Origin of the sequence: Pseudomonas sp. FR229a, from assembly GCF_030209115.1 — a bacterium.
GTDB classification, from domain to species: domain Bacteria; phylum Pseudomonadota; class Gammaproteobacteria; order Pseudomonadales; family Pseudomonadaceae; genus Aquipseudomonas; species Aquipseudomonas moraviensis_A.
On the sequence record NZ_JARVSP010000012.1, the window covers coordinates 197495 to 210868 of the forward strand.

Consider the following 13374-nt stretch of genomic DNA (forward strand, 5'->3'; position numbering starts at 1 on the left):
AGTCACCTCTCAGTTCGCCACGCCGTCAGCGCGGTGGCGTGGCAAAGCCAGTTGCAGCAGGTTGGATTCATTGGCCTGGTCGCGGCTGACTTCGCCACGCAGGGCGCCTTCGCACAGCACCAGGATGCGGTCGGAAATGCCCATCACTTCCATCAGATCGCTGGACACCACGATCACCGAAATGCCGTCGGCGGCGAGGTTGTGGATGATCTGGTAGATCTCGGCCTTGGCGCCGATGTCGATGCCACGGGTCGGTTCGTCGAGCAGCAAAACCTTCATCGGCATCGACAGCCAGCGGCCGAGAATGGCCTTCTGCTGGTTGCCGCCGGAAAGGAACTTGATCTGCTGGCCGGCGTGCGGGGTTTTCACTTTCAGGGCCTTGATCTGCTTGTCGGCGTTGCCCTTTTCCCACAGGCCACGGATCAGGCAGCCAAGCCCGGAATGCGCACCACGGGCACTGATGTTGATGTTCTCGGCGACGCTGGCCAGCGGGATAATGCCTTCCTTCTTGCGGTCTTCCGGGCAAAGCAGAATGCCGGCGGCAATCGCGTCACGGGGCGAGCGCAGTTTCAGTTCGTGACCACGCAATTCGAGGCGTCCGGCGGTGTTGCGCTCCAGGCCACTGAGCAGACGAAACAGCTCGGTGCGCCCTGCCCCCACCAGGCCGAACAAGCCAAGGATTTCGCCCTTGTGCGCTTCGAAACTGATTGGCTCGCGCAGGCCCGGGCCAAGTAAACCGTCGACTTTCAACGCCACGGCGCCACGGGGGCGATGGCGGTAATCGTAGATGTCCTGAATGTCGCGACCGACCATGCAGGTCACCAGTTGATCGTGGGTCAGCTGGCTCATGTCTTCAAACGTGCGCACGTAGCGGCCGTCCTTGAACACCGTCACGGCGTCGCAAATGCGGAACACTTCTTCCATGCGATGGGACACGTAGAGCACGACTTTGCCCTCATCGCGCAGGCGCCCGATGATCGCCATCAAGCGATCGATCTCGCGTGCCGAGAGGCTGCTGGTCGGTTCGTCGAAAGCGATGACGTGAGCACCACGAGACAACGCTTTGGCGATTTCCACCAATTGGCGCTGGCCCAGCGACAAGCGCCCGACTTTGGTTTGCGGATCGATTTCGTCGGCCAGGCCTTTCAGGCAATTCAAGGCTTTCTGGCGCAGTTCGCTGCGATTGATCAAACCGAAACTGGCCGGCAGATGACCGAGAAACAGGTTCTCGGCGACGGTCATTTCCGGAACCAGATGCAGTTCCTGGTGAATCACCGCGACACCGCTGCCAATGCTGTCGGCAGTCGACTTGAACGCCATCGCCTGCTCGCCGATCTGCAGTTCGCCGCTGCTCGGAATATAGGCGCCACCGAGGATTTTCAGCAGCGTCGACTTGCCCGCACCATTCTCGCCCATCAAGGCATGAACCTGGCCGGGGTGGGCGACGAAGCTGATGCCATCGAGCGCTTTTACCCCGGGAAAGGTCTTGCCGATCCCGTTGAAACGCAGGCTGCCGCTGGCGCCATGTTGTTGTTCTTGTGTCTGTACTTGCGCGTGCATAAAGCCACCTCTTCACACCGAAAAACGGCCCGGCTGCCCGGGCCGTCGCTGCCTCAGTTCCACAAGCCGATTTTTTCCAGCTCTTGCTTGAAGTTTTCGCGGGTGATCAGGGTGACGTCATCCATGGCGGTGTACTTCGGCGGTTCTTTGCCGGTGGTGATCCACTCGTACATCATCTCGGCGGTTTTGTAGCCTTCGATGTGCGGACTAGGCAGCATCGAACCGAAGAAGCCGCTGTTAGGTTTCTTCAACTCTCCAATGGCGTCGGTGCCGTTGATGCCGATGCCGATTACGTTGCTCGCGGCAAACCCGGCCGCTTCGGTAGCACGCACGCCGCCAAGCACGGTGTTGTCGTTCATGCCGCCGATGATCAGGTTTTTCGCCGCACCCGGCAGTTTCACCAGCGCCGAGTTGGTGGCGTCCATGCTGCCTGGTACGTCGAGGGTTTTCAGCGCGGCGAAGAGGATGTGGTCTTCCGGCATGCCGGCCTTCTTCAGGGCATCGACCGAACCGTCGGTGCGTTTCTTGCCGGTGTCGAGTTCGTTGTAGGTATTGACCACCGCGTAGGTGTCTTTCCAGTCCCAGTTACGCTTTTTCGCTTCGGCAGCCATGGCGGCGCCCTGCTTCTGGCCGACTTCGAACGCGGCCATGCCCAGGTACGGCACGTCTTCCATGAATTTGCCGTTGGCGTCGACGAAACGGTCGTCGACGGCAATCACTTTCAGATCGTTGATCTTGGCCTTGGCCATGATGGCCGGGCCGAGGGACACGTCCGGCGGGCAAATCACGAAGCCCTTGGCGCCGTTGGCAGCCAGGCTGTCGATGGCCGAAAGAGTTTTTTCGCCATCGGGCACAGCAATCTTGATCAGTTCGAAGCCCTTGTCCTTGGCGGCTTTCTCGGCAAAAGCCCATTCGGTCTGGAACCACGGTTCTTCGGCCTGCTTGACCAGAAAACCGATCTTCACCGCGTCGGCGGCGAGCAGCGCACTGCTCAGGCTGAACGCAGTGACCGCCAGGGCAGTGCTGCACAGGGTACGAATCCCGAAACGACGTTTCATCAGATGACTCCTTGTTATTTTTTTTGAGCAAATTAAACAGCTTGTGGCGAGGGAGCTTGCTCCCGCTGGGCTGCGAAGCGGCCCTAAAACCGGTTACCTCGGTCAATCAGACACACCGCATAGCCCGAATTTACGACTGCTAGGCAGCCGAGCGAGAGCGACCTCCCTCGCCACAGGTGTGGTGGCGTGACACGTGCTGCTGCGAAGCTGTTTGAAAATAGTCATATCGTATGATGATTGGATTTCAAGCGTAGTTCAGCGCTGGAAATCCGTTCTGTTCAGTCGTGGTACATCACCGAGCGACCACCATCGATGGTGATGCACGAGGCGTTGATAAACGGTGCTTCATCGCTGGCCAGAAACACTGCGGTCATCGCCACTTCGATCGGCTGGCCGATGCGCTTGGGCGGATGCAGGTCGAAGGCGCGCTGCCGCTCGGCGTGGGGATCGGCAAAGCCGTTCCAGTAATCGACGTTCAGTTGGGTTTCGATGTAGCCCGGGGCGATGGCGTTGACGCGAATGCCTTTGGCCGCATATTCGATGCCGAGGGCGCGGGTCAGGCCGAGCAAGCCGTGCTTGGCCACCGGGTACGGAAAGCAGCCAGGAATAATGTGGCTGGAATGGGTCGAGGCGATGTTGATGATGCTGCCGACGCCCTGCTCGATCATTTGCGGCAGCACGGCTTTGCAGCCATACCAGGCGCCATCCAGATCAATGGCGAAGCAACGGTGCCAGTCTTCCTCGGTCATCTGCAGCGGATCGCGGAACACATTGACCCCAGCGCAGTTGACCAGCACGTCGATGCGGCCATGCAATTCCACGGCGCGTCTGGCAAGGGCATGCAGATCCTGCTGATTCGACACATCGACCTTCAGTGCGTGCACGTCATGGCCTCGTGCACGCCAATGGGCGGCGACCTGCTCGACCTTGTCAGCCTGGATATCGCTGATCAGCAGCCTGGCCTGCTGTGAGGCGAAGGCGGCAACGATCGCTTCGCCAATGCCCTGAGCGGCGCCAGTCAGCAGCACAACCTTGTTTTTCAGGCGTTCGCCTTTTGGCGGTGGCGGCACGGCAGGCAATGTGAGCGCTTCAACCATGATTCAGGCCTCCCGCGCGCAGACGCAAAAAAACCGGGCATCGGTCGATGTCCGGTTTTCACGGCTTGGGAAAAGAAACAGGCAAGCGTCGCCAACGGCATTGAGCCGTGACGAAAGGCGGATCCCGCCTAAGCGGGCGACAAGAATTCGCTGCATCACTTCACCTGTTTTGTTCTTTTAAGTGTGAGTGCGTGTTACTGCTGGAGCCGACTATAAACCCGACCCGCAAATAATCTCAATATATAATTTTGCATCCCATATTTTGGGATTTAACCGGCAAAACGCGTACAGAGTTTTCCTGCAACATCGACGCCCATGCTCAGCACCGCACCATCAAGTGGATGGTTGAGCGGACTTTTTGCACTGGTGATGTACAAGGTTTTCAGGTCTTCACCACCGAATACGCAACTGGTCGGGCGACTGACCGGCAGATCGATTCTGCGATCCACTTGCCCGTCCGGCGTCAGGCGCAACAGGCAACTGCCGTCCCAGCGCGCATTCCACACATAGCCTTCGGCATCCATGGCTGAGCCGTCGGGGCCGCCGTGCTGATCGGATGAGTAGAAAACCTGTGGCGCATCGAGACTGCCGTCGGTGCGGATGAAATATCGATTGAGCGTGCTGTCGAGACTTTCGCCGAACAGCAGCGTGGTGCCGTCGTCGCTCCACAGCAGGGTGTTGGGAATGCCCAGACCGAGCAGCAGCGGCGTGACGCGCTGATCGGGATCGACGCGGAACAGGCCACCGGAACGCCGCACGATCGGCAGATCCTCGCCGTGCTCGCCGATGTTGTTCTGCATGGTGCCGAGCCACAAGCGGCCCAGCGCATCACAGCGGGCTTCGTTGGGCCGATTGCCCGGTTGCGGGTCGGCAACGCAGAACAGGGTCAAGCGTGGCTCGAGCCCGGGAGAATCGAGATCCAGTCGATACACGCCGCTGCTCAACGTGACCAGCGCATCGCCGCTGGCGCAGGGAATGAAGGCAGAGATGTGCTCGGGCATTTGCCAGATCTGCACGTTCTGGCCAATCAGGCGTAATGCTTGTTTGCCAGCGATGTCGACCCAGTACAACGCCTGGGTCGGCGCATCCCAGAACGGGCCTTCGCCGAGTAGCGCGCGGTGTTGGGTCAGGGCGGTGCAGGTCATCTGGAATCCTTCATGTTCTTGTTGTTCGCATTGTAGGAGTGAGCCTGCTCGCGATAGCGGTGTATCAGTCGACATCATTGGTAGTGAACCACCGCTATCGCGAGCAGGCTCACTCCTACAGGGGATCTCGGTGTTCAGCTGGCTTTCCGGTCGGCCATGACTTTCGGGTAAAAGCGTTTTATCGCCAGATCGGCATTGTCGATCAAGGTCATGCACGCCCACACGCCACGGGTCGAATCCCGTGCGGCGATGGCGTCGGCCATGTCTTTATGGATCGGCAAGGTGCGACGCAGTTCATCGGGGTCGGCGGCGGAGACTTCGAACGACACCGCCAGCAACGCGCCGAGGGCCGGTACCATTTGTTCGATGAACTGATTATGGCTGGCGGCCAGGATGCATTCGTGGAAAGCCTGGTCGGCGCGGTTGTAATCGATGCCACTGTCGACCGCACGCTCCAGCGCATTGAAGGCCAGTTGCACCGCTTCGATCTGCTCCGGGGTCGCCCGTTCACAGGCCCAGCACACCGCCATCGGCTCAATGGTGCGGCGCAAATCCAGCAAGTCATCGACGAAATTTTCCGGCAAGCCATTGCGCGACAGCCAACCCACCACTTGCGGATCGAACAGATTCCAGCGCCGCACCGGCAATACCCGCGTGCCGACTTTCGGCCCGACTTCGAGCATGCCTTTGGCGACGAGGGTTTTGATCGCTTCGCGAATCACCGTACGGCTGACACCGAGTTGCTCGCCCAGATCCGCCTCGACCTTGATGGTCTGCCCAGGTTTGACCTGGCCAGCGGCAATCCAGCTGCCCAGCCAGTCAACGGTCGACGCATGAAAGCTGCTGGACATGGACACCTCAAGGCGAATCGCGATGGGTGACTACGCTAATCATCATACGAATAACAGTCAACCGGGATTTTCCGCTGGAACACGAAACAGATGTAGGAGTGAGCCTGCTCGCGATAGCGGTGTACCAGTCAATGCAAATATCAACCGTCATACCGCCATCGCCAGCAGGCTCACTCCTACAGGGGATTTATTCAGGGTTCGAGACCGATGCGAAAGAACTCGCCGCCGCTCCACATGCCGAGCCAGCGCTGACCATCGATCTCGCGGCTCACCGCCAGTTCCACCAGTTGATAAAACACATTGCGGTGAATCAGCGCTTCCAGATTGCTGCGCACATGCACATAGGGCGCAGGCTCCTGGGTCTCAGGATCAATCTCGACGCGAATCGGATGCTCGGGTCCCGCTTCGGTGGTTTCCTCGACATTGGTAGTAAAGCGCAAAAGCTGCGTCTCGCCCTCGCCTTGCACTTCCACCGCAACCGCCACAAACGGCGCGTCATCGACCTTGATGCCGACCTTCTCGACCGGGGTAATCAGGAAGTAATCATCGCCATCGCGGCGGATGATGGTGGAGAACAATTTGACCATGGGCTTGCGCCCGATCGGCGTGCCCAGGTAGTACCAGGTGCCATCGCGGGCGATGCGCATGTCGATGTCGCCGCAGAAATCCGGGTTCCACAAATGCACCGGTGGCAGGCCTTTGGTCTTGGGAATCTGTCCCAGCAGGTCATTGGCTGTTTGCGGGTCACTCATGGCGTACTCCTTGATTACTGGTCGCCGATCCCCAGCAGGCTGCGTGCGTACTGCGCCAGCGGCGGACCGATGAGGTCTTCGGGTTTGGAGTCATGGAACGTCAGTAAACCGCCACGACTCTTGATCCGTGCAGTATCAATCAAATACTGGGTGCTGGTCTCGATCAACATGATCTGAATCACGCCGCCGTCGATACCGAGGCGATCCACCGCTTCCTGATCCAGCCACTCGTCGGAGTTGCCGATGCGGTCGTCTGCCTTGGCGAAACGTGTGTAGAGCAGGTAATGCGCGCCGGCGTCGCGGGCTTCGCCCATGGCCTGGTCGAGGCCTTCCGGCGCACGGGCGCGGCGGACCATCGGGAAGTATTCGACGAAGCCCTTGAAGGCTTCTTCGGCGACCACATTCGGCCGTGGATAGGAACCACCCGGCGGCGCGAATGCGCCCTGGGCGATGAAGATGAACGAGTCCGGCTGAATGCGGATATTGTTCACCCGGCGGCTGTCGCTATGGTCCAGAAGTCCCGCATCGCTCATGTGATAGCGAGTGCCTTCGGCCATGTCGCTGACATTCATGCAGCCGCCAAGCGCCAAAACGGCCAGCAGCAAAACCAGGCTACGCATCCTATTCCTCCAGAAGCCGGTGTCGGAAAACCGGCGAATGGCCGTTGGATGCAGCTTTTGCGCCAGCTCGGCCAATTCGGTGACAGAGGCATTCGCGAGCAGGCTCGCTCACACAGGGAAATGCATTTTCAAGGTGGGAGCGAGCTTGTTCGCGAAAGCGGTAGATCAGCCGCCAATAATCTTCATGACCGTAGCGCCGCCAGAGAAAGCCACCTCTTGCTTGTCACCCAACGCCTTGACCAGCAAACCCTGCAGCGCCGGCAACGCCTGATGCCGCGGCTTGTCGAGCAAATCGCCGACGTAGTGACGGTTGCTCGACGACAGGCAGCCATGCAGCCAACCGGTCGACGACAGGCGCAAGCGCGAACAGGTGCGGCAGAACGGCACGCTTTCATTGGCGATCACGCCGAAGGTGCCGCGACCGGGAATCGCGTAGCGTACGGCCGTGGCATCCACAGGCGCGTCGGTCTGGGCGTATTCATAACGTTCGCCGATCAGACCGAGCAACTGCTCAAGGCTGACGAACTGCTGCAGGAAGGCGTTCGAGTCTTTGGCCAGGTGGCCCATGCGCATCAACTCGATGAAACGCAGTTCAAAGCCGCGTTCCAGACAATAATCGAGCAGCGGCATGACCTGATCGAGGTTCTGCCCGCGCAACGGCACCATGTTGACCTTGATCTTCATCCCGGCGGCGGCAGCCTTATCCATACCATCGAGCACGCTGGCCAGATCGCCGCCACGAGCGATGCTGCGAAAAGCAGCGGCATCAAGAGTATCGAGGGAAACGTTGATTCGACGCAGACCGGCATCCACCAGCAGCGGCAGTTTTTTCGCAAGAAGTTGACCGTTGGTGGTCAGGCTGATGTCGTCGAGGCCCATCTGGCCGACGGCAGTCATGAACGATTCGAGCTTGGGGCTGACCAGCGGCTCGCCGCCGGTGATGCGCAGGCGCTCGATGCCGGCCGCCTCGATCAGGTATTCGACGCCCCGCGCCATGGCTTCGGCCGACAGTTCATCCTGCGCAGCGACCAACCGCTTGCCGTTAGGCACGCAGTAGGTACAGGCATAGTTGCAGGCAGAGGTCAGGCTGATGCGCAGATTGCGAAAACGCCTGCCTTGACGGTCAACGATCATGAAACACTCCGGCGAAAGAAAGTCGAGCGCGCAAAACTTGACTGAGAAATCAGGTTTTAGCAAGCCCTATGCCTGAGTATATTCCTGCGCTACTGCGCCATGTAGCGAAAACATGGCGCAATCAGATCGCTGAATGGCTCAAGTGCTCGGCGTTTCCGGGTCGCGCTTGCGCTTGTTGCCCATGCGCACGCCGATGTCCATCAGGAACTGGAAGAAGCCTTCCTGATCTTCCAGCACATTGCTCCAGAACGGCGAGTGATACAGCGCCACCGCGCCGTGCACCAACGCCCAGGATGCGCAGTAGTGGAAGTAAGGCGGCACGTCTTCGAGCTTGCCTTCGCTGATGCGACCCTTGATGAGCAGGGTCAGGCGTTCGAAGTTCGAGGCACGGATCTTGTGCAGTTCCTCGACCATCTCCGGCACCTGATTGCCCTTGACCACTTTCTCTTCGAGGCGGTCAAACAGGCGATAGCGCTGCGGGTCGCGCATGCGGAATTCGAAGTAGGCGCGAGACAGCGCTTCCTTGTCCTTGTCGACATCGGCCGAATGCAGCAGCTCGTTCAGATCGCGCTCGTAATCGAGCATCAGGCGCAAGTAGATCTCGGCCTTGGATTTGAAGTGCTTGTAGATCGTGCCTTTGCCGATACCCACGGCATCAGCAATCATCTCGACGGTGACACTGTCTTCACCCTGGTCGAGGAACAGCTTGAGCGCGGTATCGAGAATTTCCTGCTCGCGGCGACGAAATTCACGGACCTTACGAGGTTCTTTATGCATAAGAAAAAGGTCTGAAGGGTCAAAATTCGAAGCCGCGTATTATGCCTAACTTGCACAAAAAAGCACGGTTCATCGACCAAATCTGTGTTTCTTGTTCATGTCGAGAACGATTTGAGTGCAATGAGAACTCAACTGAAGCAAACGTATTCCAAATTTGTTTAAAAACCCCGACCGGCTCACTGGACTGAACGCCAGACTGATCAATACTTGAACTGTCGGCCGACATCTCCCCCAAGTGTCGCGCCGGTAAAGGTACCAACGGACCGCGTGCCTTTGTTTTACTCCTAATGGTCTTAACCCGGATTCACCCCCCAGAACCCGGGTTTTTTTTGCCTGCGATTTGGTCAGCCGTCACAGGGCAGATTTAACACTCGCCAGCGGGAACAGACGCTTGAAATTTTCTGTGGTCTGCTCGGCAAAGCGCTCGTAGTTCTCACCACGCAGCATCGCCAGAAACTCCGCGACTTCGCGCACGTACTGCGGCAGGTTCGGCTTGCCGCGATAAGGAATCGGCGCCAGATACGGCGAATCGGTTTCCACCAGCAGGCGATCGGCCGGCACTTTGCTCGCCACATCGCGCAGCGCGTCGGCGTTGCGGAACGTAACGATGCCTGACAGGGAAATGTAATAGCCCATGTCCAGCGCCGCTTTCGCCATGTCCCAGTCTTCGGTGAAACAATGCAACACACCGGCCTGGGGCAACGCCGCTTCGCGCAGCAGTTCGAGGGTGTCGGCACGCGCGCCGCGAGTGTGGATGATCACCGGCTTACCGGTCTGCTGCGCCGCCTGCAGATGCAGGCGAAACGACTCCTGCTGCAATTCGGCGGCTTCCGGCTCGTAGTGATAGTCGAGGCCGGTCTCGCCGATTGCCACCACTTTCGGGTGGTTGAGTTCGTGCAACAACCAGTCAAGCGCCGGTGCCGCGCCCGGATGCACATCCAGCGGATGCACGCCCACCGAACAGTCGACGTCGGCATAACGCTCGGCGAGGGCTTTGACGTCGGCGGCGTTGTCGGCACTGACGCCGATGCACAGAAAATGTCCGACCCCGCGCTCACGGGCCGCAGCAAGTGCGGCATCCAGCGAGCCGTCATGGGCGGCGAGGTCGAGGCGATCAAGGTGACAATGGGAATCTACGAGCATAAAAAAGACTGCAACTTACATCGTATGAGTGGGACGGTCGGATTTCAGCGCTCCGGCCAGATGAGTTTCGATGCGACTGCGCGCGGTGTCGTCGCCGTCGTTGAATTGCACGCCGACGCCGGCGGCGCGATTGCCTTGCGCGCCTTTGGGGGTGATCCAGGCGACCTTGCCGGCGACCGGAATTTTTTCCGCTTCATCCATCAGGTGCAAAAGCATGAACACCTCGTCGCCCAACCTGTAGCTTTTGTTGGTCGGGATGAACAGACCACCGTTCTTGATGAACGGCATATACGCGGCGTAAAGCACCGACTTGTCCTTGATGGTCAGGGACAGGATGCCGTTACGCGGCCCCGGGCTGACAGGTTCAATCATGTTCACCTCCACTGCTGATCTTCAGAGTCTAGGTACACATTCTTATCTTTGACCAGGCAATCCCACCCATTGCACCAACAACGCTTCCAGCAACAGCGCCGGATTGAGGTTGGCCTTGCTCAGGACTTTCTGCCGTTGGGCGAGAATCCAGTCCTGAATCTCCAGCACTTTGCCCTGCGCGCTTTTCTGCGCCAGATATTGCACAACCTTGCGCATATCGGCCAGGCCAAGGCCGGCTTCGTCCTGGGTCAACTGATAGCGCAGGATCAGGCTCGACCAGTCGCAGAACCAGTCGAACAGACGCAGCATCGGAATGCTTTTCCACTCTTCCGCCAGCTGCGTCGGCGATTGCTGCCCTTTGAGCAACTTCTTCACGCCTTCGACCACTAGCGCGCGCTGTTCACGCACGCCCTGGGCTTGCAGGCTGACCGCCATCAGCGGCGAGCCGGCGGCGAGGGTCAGCAGTTCGACGCGTTCTTCTTCGGCGCGATCCGGCAGCGCCTGAGCCAGCCACTCCAGGCTCATCGCCTCACCCGGCAGCGGGCAGGCCTGCTGCACGCAACGGCTCTTGATGGTCGGCAACAAACGGCTCGGCTGATGGCTGACCAACAGCAGCACGGTATCCCCTGAGGGCTCTTCGAGGCTTTTCAGCAAGGCGTTGGCAGCGTTGATGTTCATCGACTCGACCGGCTCGATCAGCACCACTTTGCGCCCGCCGAGCTGCGCGGTCTGCACGACGAAACTGACCAGATCACGAACCTGATCGACCTTGATCGCCTTGTCCGCTTCTTCCGGCTGCAGAATGTAATTGTCCGGGTGACTGCCGGCCTTGAGCAGCAGGCAGGATTTGCACTCGCCACAGGCCTCGGGGGTTGGCCGCTGGCACAGCAGGCTGGCCATCAGACGTTCGGCAAGCGCACGTTTGCCGATCCCGGCAGGGCCGTGCAGCAGATACGCGTGGGCGTGCTGACTGCGTCCGGCCAGTTGCTGCCAGAGGTTGTCCTGCCATGGATAGGCCTCAGCCACGGGCCAGCTCCAGCAGATTCGGCAGCAAGGTGTCCAGCGATTGCTGGACCTTGGCCAATGGCTGACCGGCATCGATGCGCACATAGCGCGAAGGGTCGGCTTCGGCGCGTTTCAGGAACGCATTGCGCACGCTTTCGAAAAACGCCCGCCCTTCCAGTTCGAAACGGTCCAGTCGACCACGGGCACTGGCACGGGCCAGACCGATTTCCACGGGCAGATCGAAAATCAGCGTCAGATCGGGACGCAAGTCGCCCTGCACGAAAGTCTCCAGAGTGGCGATGCGCTCCAGCGACAAACCCCGACCGCCGCCCTGATAGGCGTACGTCGAATCGGTGAAGCGATCACACAGCACCACCGCGCCACGGGCCAGCGCCGGGCGAATCACCTCTGCCAGATGCTGCGCGCGTGCGGCGAATACCAGCAACAACTCGGCGTCCGGGTGCATCACTTCGTCGGCCGGTGTCAGCAACACCTCGCGAATCCGCTCGGCCAGTGGCGTGCCACCCGGCTCACGGGTGAGCACCACTTCGATACCGGCGGCGCGCAGGCGCTCGGCGAGGTATTCGCGATTGGTGCTCTTGCCCGCGCCTTCCGGGCCTTCCAGGGTAATAAACAAGCCAGTCACAGGCAGTCCTTCATCAAAGTCATCGCGCGTTCTGCGGTGCAGCGGCGTCCGGTTCTTGGGCTGGCGCCGGATCTTGCGGCGGCGCTTTCGATGGCACTTCGGGCAGCGCCTCGGGCGCGGTGTTCGGCGAAGCGGCCGGAATCGCCTCATCGGTGGCCGGCGCCGTTTCGGGCGCGTTCACTGGCGCCGGGCTGGAACGGTAATCGGCACGGCGTTTGAGCTGGTACTCGCGCACTGCGTTGTTGTGCGCATCCAGATCATCGGAAAACACATGGCTGCCATCGCCACGAGCGACGAAATACAGGCTGCTGCCGTCTACCGGATTGAGCGCAGCGTGAATCGCTTCGCGTCCGACCATCGCAATCGGCGTCGGCGGCAAGCCGGGAATCACGTACGTGTTGTAAGGCGTCGGCTCTTTCAAATGCGCGCGGGTCAGTTTGCCGGTGTAGCGATCACCGAGGCCATAAATCACCGTCGGGTCGGTCTGCAACTGCATGCCCAGCGCCATCCGCCGCACAAAGACGCCGGCAATCTGGCCGCGTTCCTGCGGTACGCCGGTTTCCTTCTCGACCAGTGAAGCCATGATCAGCGCTTGATAGGGTTCGGTGTAAGGCACATCGGCGGAACGCTGCGCCCACTCTTTGGCAAGCACTTCGTCGAGGCGGTCAAAGGCCTTCTTCAGCAGCTCGGCATCGGACATGCCGCGCACGAAACGATAGGTGTCCGGGAAGAACCGGCCTTCAGGGAACAAGCCCTTATGGCCAATCTTGGCCATGACGTCGCCGTCGCTCAGACCGTTGAGGGTCTGCTCGAGCTTGTCGTCCTTGGCCAGGGCGGCGCGCACTTGATGGAAAGTCCAGCCTTCGACCAGGGTCAGGCTGTACTGAACCACGTCGCCGCGCTTCCACGAATCGATCAGACCGTTGACGGTCATGCCCGGCTGCATGCGGTACTCGCCGCTGTGAATCGGCGTGCCGGCGAGGTTGAAGCGCCAGTAGACGCGCAGCCAGAACGCGTCCTTGATGACGCCATCGGTCTCGAGTTCAAGGAAGGTACGGGTCGGAGTGGAGCCTTTCGGCACATCCAGCAGTTGCTCCTGCGTGATGTTCAGGGGCTGTTCCAGTGCCGAATGAATTTTCCAGGCGCTGGCGCCCAACAGCAGCCCTGCCAGAACCAGTCCGGTTTCCAGCAGCAGCAAAAGTTTACGTCTCACG

General features: G+C 59.9%; 14 protein-coding genes. All 14 read right to left on the bottom strand.

Features of this window, described 5'->3' with window-relative positions; all coding sequences use genetic code 11:
- Window positions 1-9 precede the first annotated feature (9 nt).
- Complete coding sequence (araG, locus tag QRN33_RS11450) at window positions 10-1560, bottom strand: L-arabinose ABC transporter ATP-binding protein AraG (protein ID WP_042610712.1); 1551 nt, start codon at window positions 1558-1560, stop codon at window positions 10-12.
- Between the two features lie 53 nt (window positions 1561-1613).
- Window positions 1614-2618: a substrate-binding domain-containing protein gene (locus tag QRN33_RS11455; protein ID WP_285408636.1), complete on the bottom strand. Its 1005-nt coding sequence runs from the start codon at window positions 2616-2618 to the stop codon at window positions 1614-1616.
- 278 nt (window positions 2619-2896) lie between these two features.
- Window positions 2897-3715, bottom strand: coding sequence for an SDR family oxidoreductase (locus QRN33_RS11460; protein ID WP_285408637.1), 819 nt, complete (start codon window positions 3713-3715; stop codon window positions 2897-2899).
- Window positions 3716-3984: 269 nt separating this feature from the next.
- Window positions 3985-4860, bottom strand: coding sequence for an SMP-30/gluconolactonase/LRE family protein (locus QRN33_RS11465; protein ID WP_285408638.1), 876 nt, complete (start codon window positions 4858-4860; stop codon window positions 3985-3987).
- Window positions 4861-4994: 134 nt separating this feature from the next.
- Complete coding sequence (locus tag QRN33_RS11470) at window positions 4995-5711, bottom strand: FadR/GntR family transcriptional regulator (protein WP_285408639.1); 717 nt, start codon at window positions 5709-5711, stop codon at window positions 4995-4997.
- Between the two features lie 191 nt (window positions 5712-5902).
- Window positions 5903-6463 carry a DUF1285 domain-containing protein gene (locus tag QRN33_RS11475; RefSeq protein ID WP_285408640.1) on the bottom strand — a complete coding sequence of 187 codons (561 nt, stop codon included), beginning with the start codon at window positions 6461-6463 and terminating at the stop codon, window positions 5903-5905.
- Window positions 6464-6477: 14 nt separating this feature from the next.
- A complete protein-coding gene (locus QRN33_RS11480; protein WP_024013915.1) occupies window positions 6478-7083 on the bottom strand; it encodes a DUF4823 domain-containing protein in 606 nt (201 codons plus the stop codon).
- A 165-nt stretch (window positions 7084-7248) separates the two neighbouring features.
- Window positions 7249-8217 carry a GTP 3',8-cyclase MoaA gene (locus QRN33_RS11485; protein WP_285408641.1) on the bottom strand — a complete coding sequence of 323 codons (969 nt, stop codon included), beginning with the start codon at window positions 8215-8217 and terminating at the stop codon, window positions 7249-7251.
- A gap of 138 nt (window positions 8218-8355) precedes the next feature.
- A complete protein-coding gene (locus QRN33_RS11490) occupies window positions 8356-8994 on the bottom strand; it encodes a TetR/AcrR family transcriptional regulator (protein WP_016770981.1) in 639 nt (212 codons plus the stop codon).
- 351 nt (window positions 8995-9345) lie between these two features.
- The gene (locus QRN33_RS11495) at window positions 9346-10137 is read right to left on the bottom strand and encodes a TatD family hydrolase (RefSeq protein ID WP_285408642.1); all 792 of its coding nucleotides are present in this window, start codon (window positions 10135-10137) and stop codon (window positions 9346-9348) included.
- Window positions 10138-10152: 15 nt separating this feature from the next.
- Window positions 10153-10509 carry a PilZ domain-containing protein gene (locus QRN33_RS11500; protein WP_016770983.1) on the bottom strand — a complete coding sequence of 119 codons (357 nt, stop codon included), beginning with the start codon at window positions 10507-10509 and terminating at the stop codon, window positions 10153-10155.
- 42 nt (window positions 10510-10551) lie between these two features.
- Window positions 10552-11535 carry a DNA polymerase III subunit delta' gene (locus tag QRN33_RS11505; protein WP_285408643.1) on the bottom strand — a complete coding sequence of 328 codons (984 nt, stop codon included), beginning with the start codon at window positions 11533-11535 and terminating at the stop codon, window positions 10552-10554.
- Complete coding sequence (gene tmk, locus QRN33_RS11510) at window positions 11528-12160, bottom strand: dTMP kinase (protein ID WP_042610705.1); 633 nt, start codon at window positions 12158-12160, stop codon at window positions 11528-11530. Before tmk ends, QRN33_RS11505 begins: the two co-directional genes overlap by 8 nt.
- 19 nt (window positions 12161-12179) lie before the next feature.
- The gene (mltG, locus tag QRN33_RS11515; protein ID WP_285408644.1) at window positions 12180-13373 is read right to left on the bottom strand and encodes an endolytic transglycosylase MltG; all 1194 of its coding nucleotides are present in this window, start codon (window positions 13371-13373) and stop codon (window positions 12180-12182) included.
- Between the last annotated feature and the right edge of the window lies 1 nt (window position 13374).

Excerpts from the sequence above, each read along its gene's own strand:
- QRN33_RS11460 (WP_285408637.1), bottom strand. The coding sequence starts at position 3,715 with ATGGTTGAAGCGCTCACATTGCCTGCCGTGCCGCCACCGCCAAAAGGC.
- QRN33_RS11500 (WP_016770983.1), bottom strand. The coding sequence starts at position 10,509 with ATGATTGAACCTGTCAGCCCGGGGCCGCGTAACGGCATCCTGTCCCTG.
- QRN33_RS11490 (WP_016770981.1), bottom strand. The coding sequence starts at position 8,994 with ATGCATAAAGAACCTCGTAAGGTCCGTGAATTTCGTCGCCGCGAGCAG.
- QRN33_RS11465 (WP_285408638.1), bottom strand. The coding sequence starts at position 4,860 with ATGACCTGCACCGCCCTGACCCAACACCGCGCGCTACTCGGCGAAGGC.
- QRN33_RS11485 (WP_285408641.1), bottom strand. The coding sequence starts at position 8,217 with ATGATCGTTGACCGTCAAGGCAGGCGTTTTCGCAATCTGCGCATCAGC.
- QRN33_RS11480 (WP_024013915.1), bottom strand. The coding sequence starts at position 7,083 with ATGCGTAGCCTGGTTTTGCTGCTGGCCGTTTTGGCGCTTGGCGGCTGC.
- QRN33_RS11470 (WP_285408639.1), bottom strand. The coding sequence starts at position 5,711 with ATGTCCAGCAGCTTTCATGCGTCGACCGTTGACTGGCTGGGCAGCTGG.
- QRN33_RS11455 (WP_285408636.1), bottom strand. The coding sequence starts at position 2,618 with ATGAAACGTCGTTTCGGGATTCGTACCCTGTGCAGCACTGCCCTGGCG.
- QRN33_RS11495 (WP_285408642.1), bottom strand. The coding sequence starts at position 10,137 with ATGCTCGTAGATTCCCATTGTCACCTTGATCGCCTCGACCTCGCCGCC.
- QRN33_RS11475 (WP_285408640.1), bottom strand. The coding sequence starts at position 6,463 with ATGAGTGACCCGCAAACAGCCAATGACCTGCTGGGACAGATTCCCAAG.
- araG (WP_042610712.1), bottom strand. The coding sequence starts at position 1,560 with ATGCACGCGCAAGTACAGACACAAGAACAACAACATGGCGCCAGCGGC.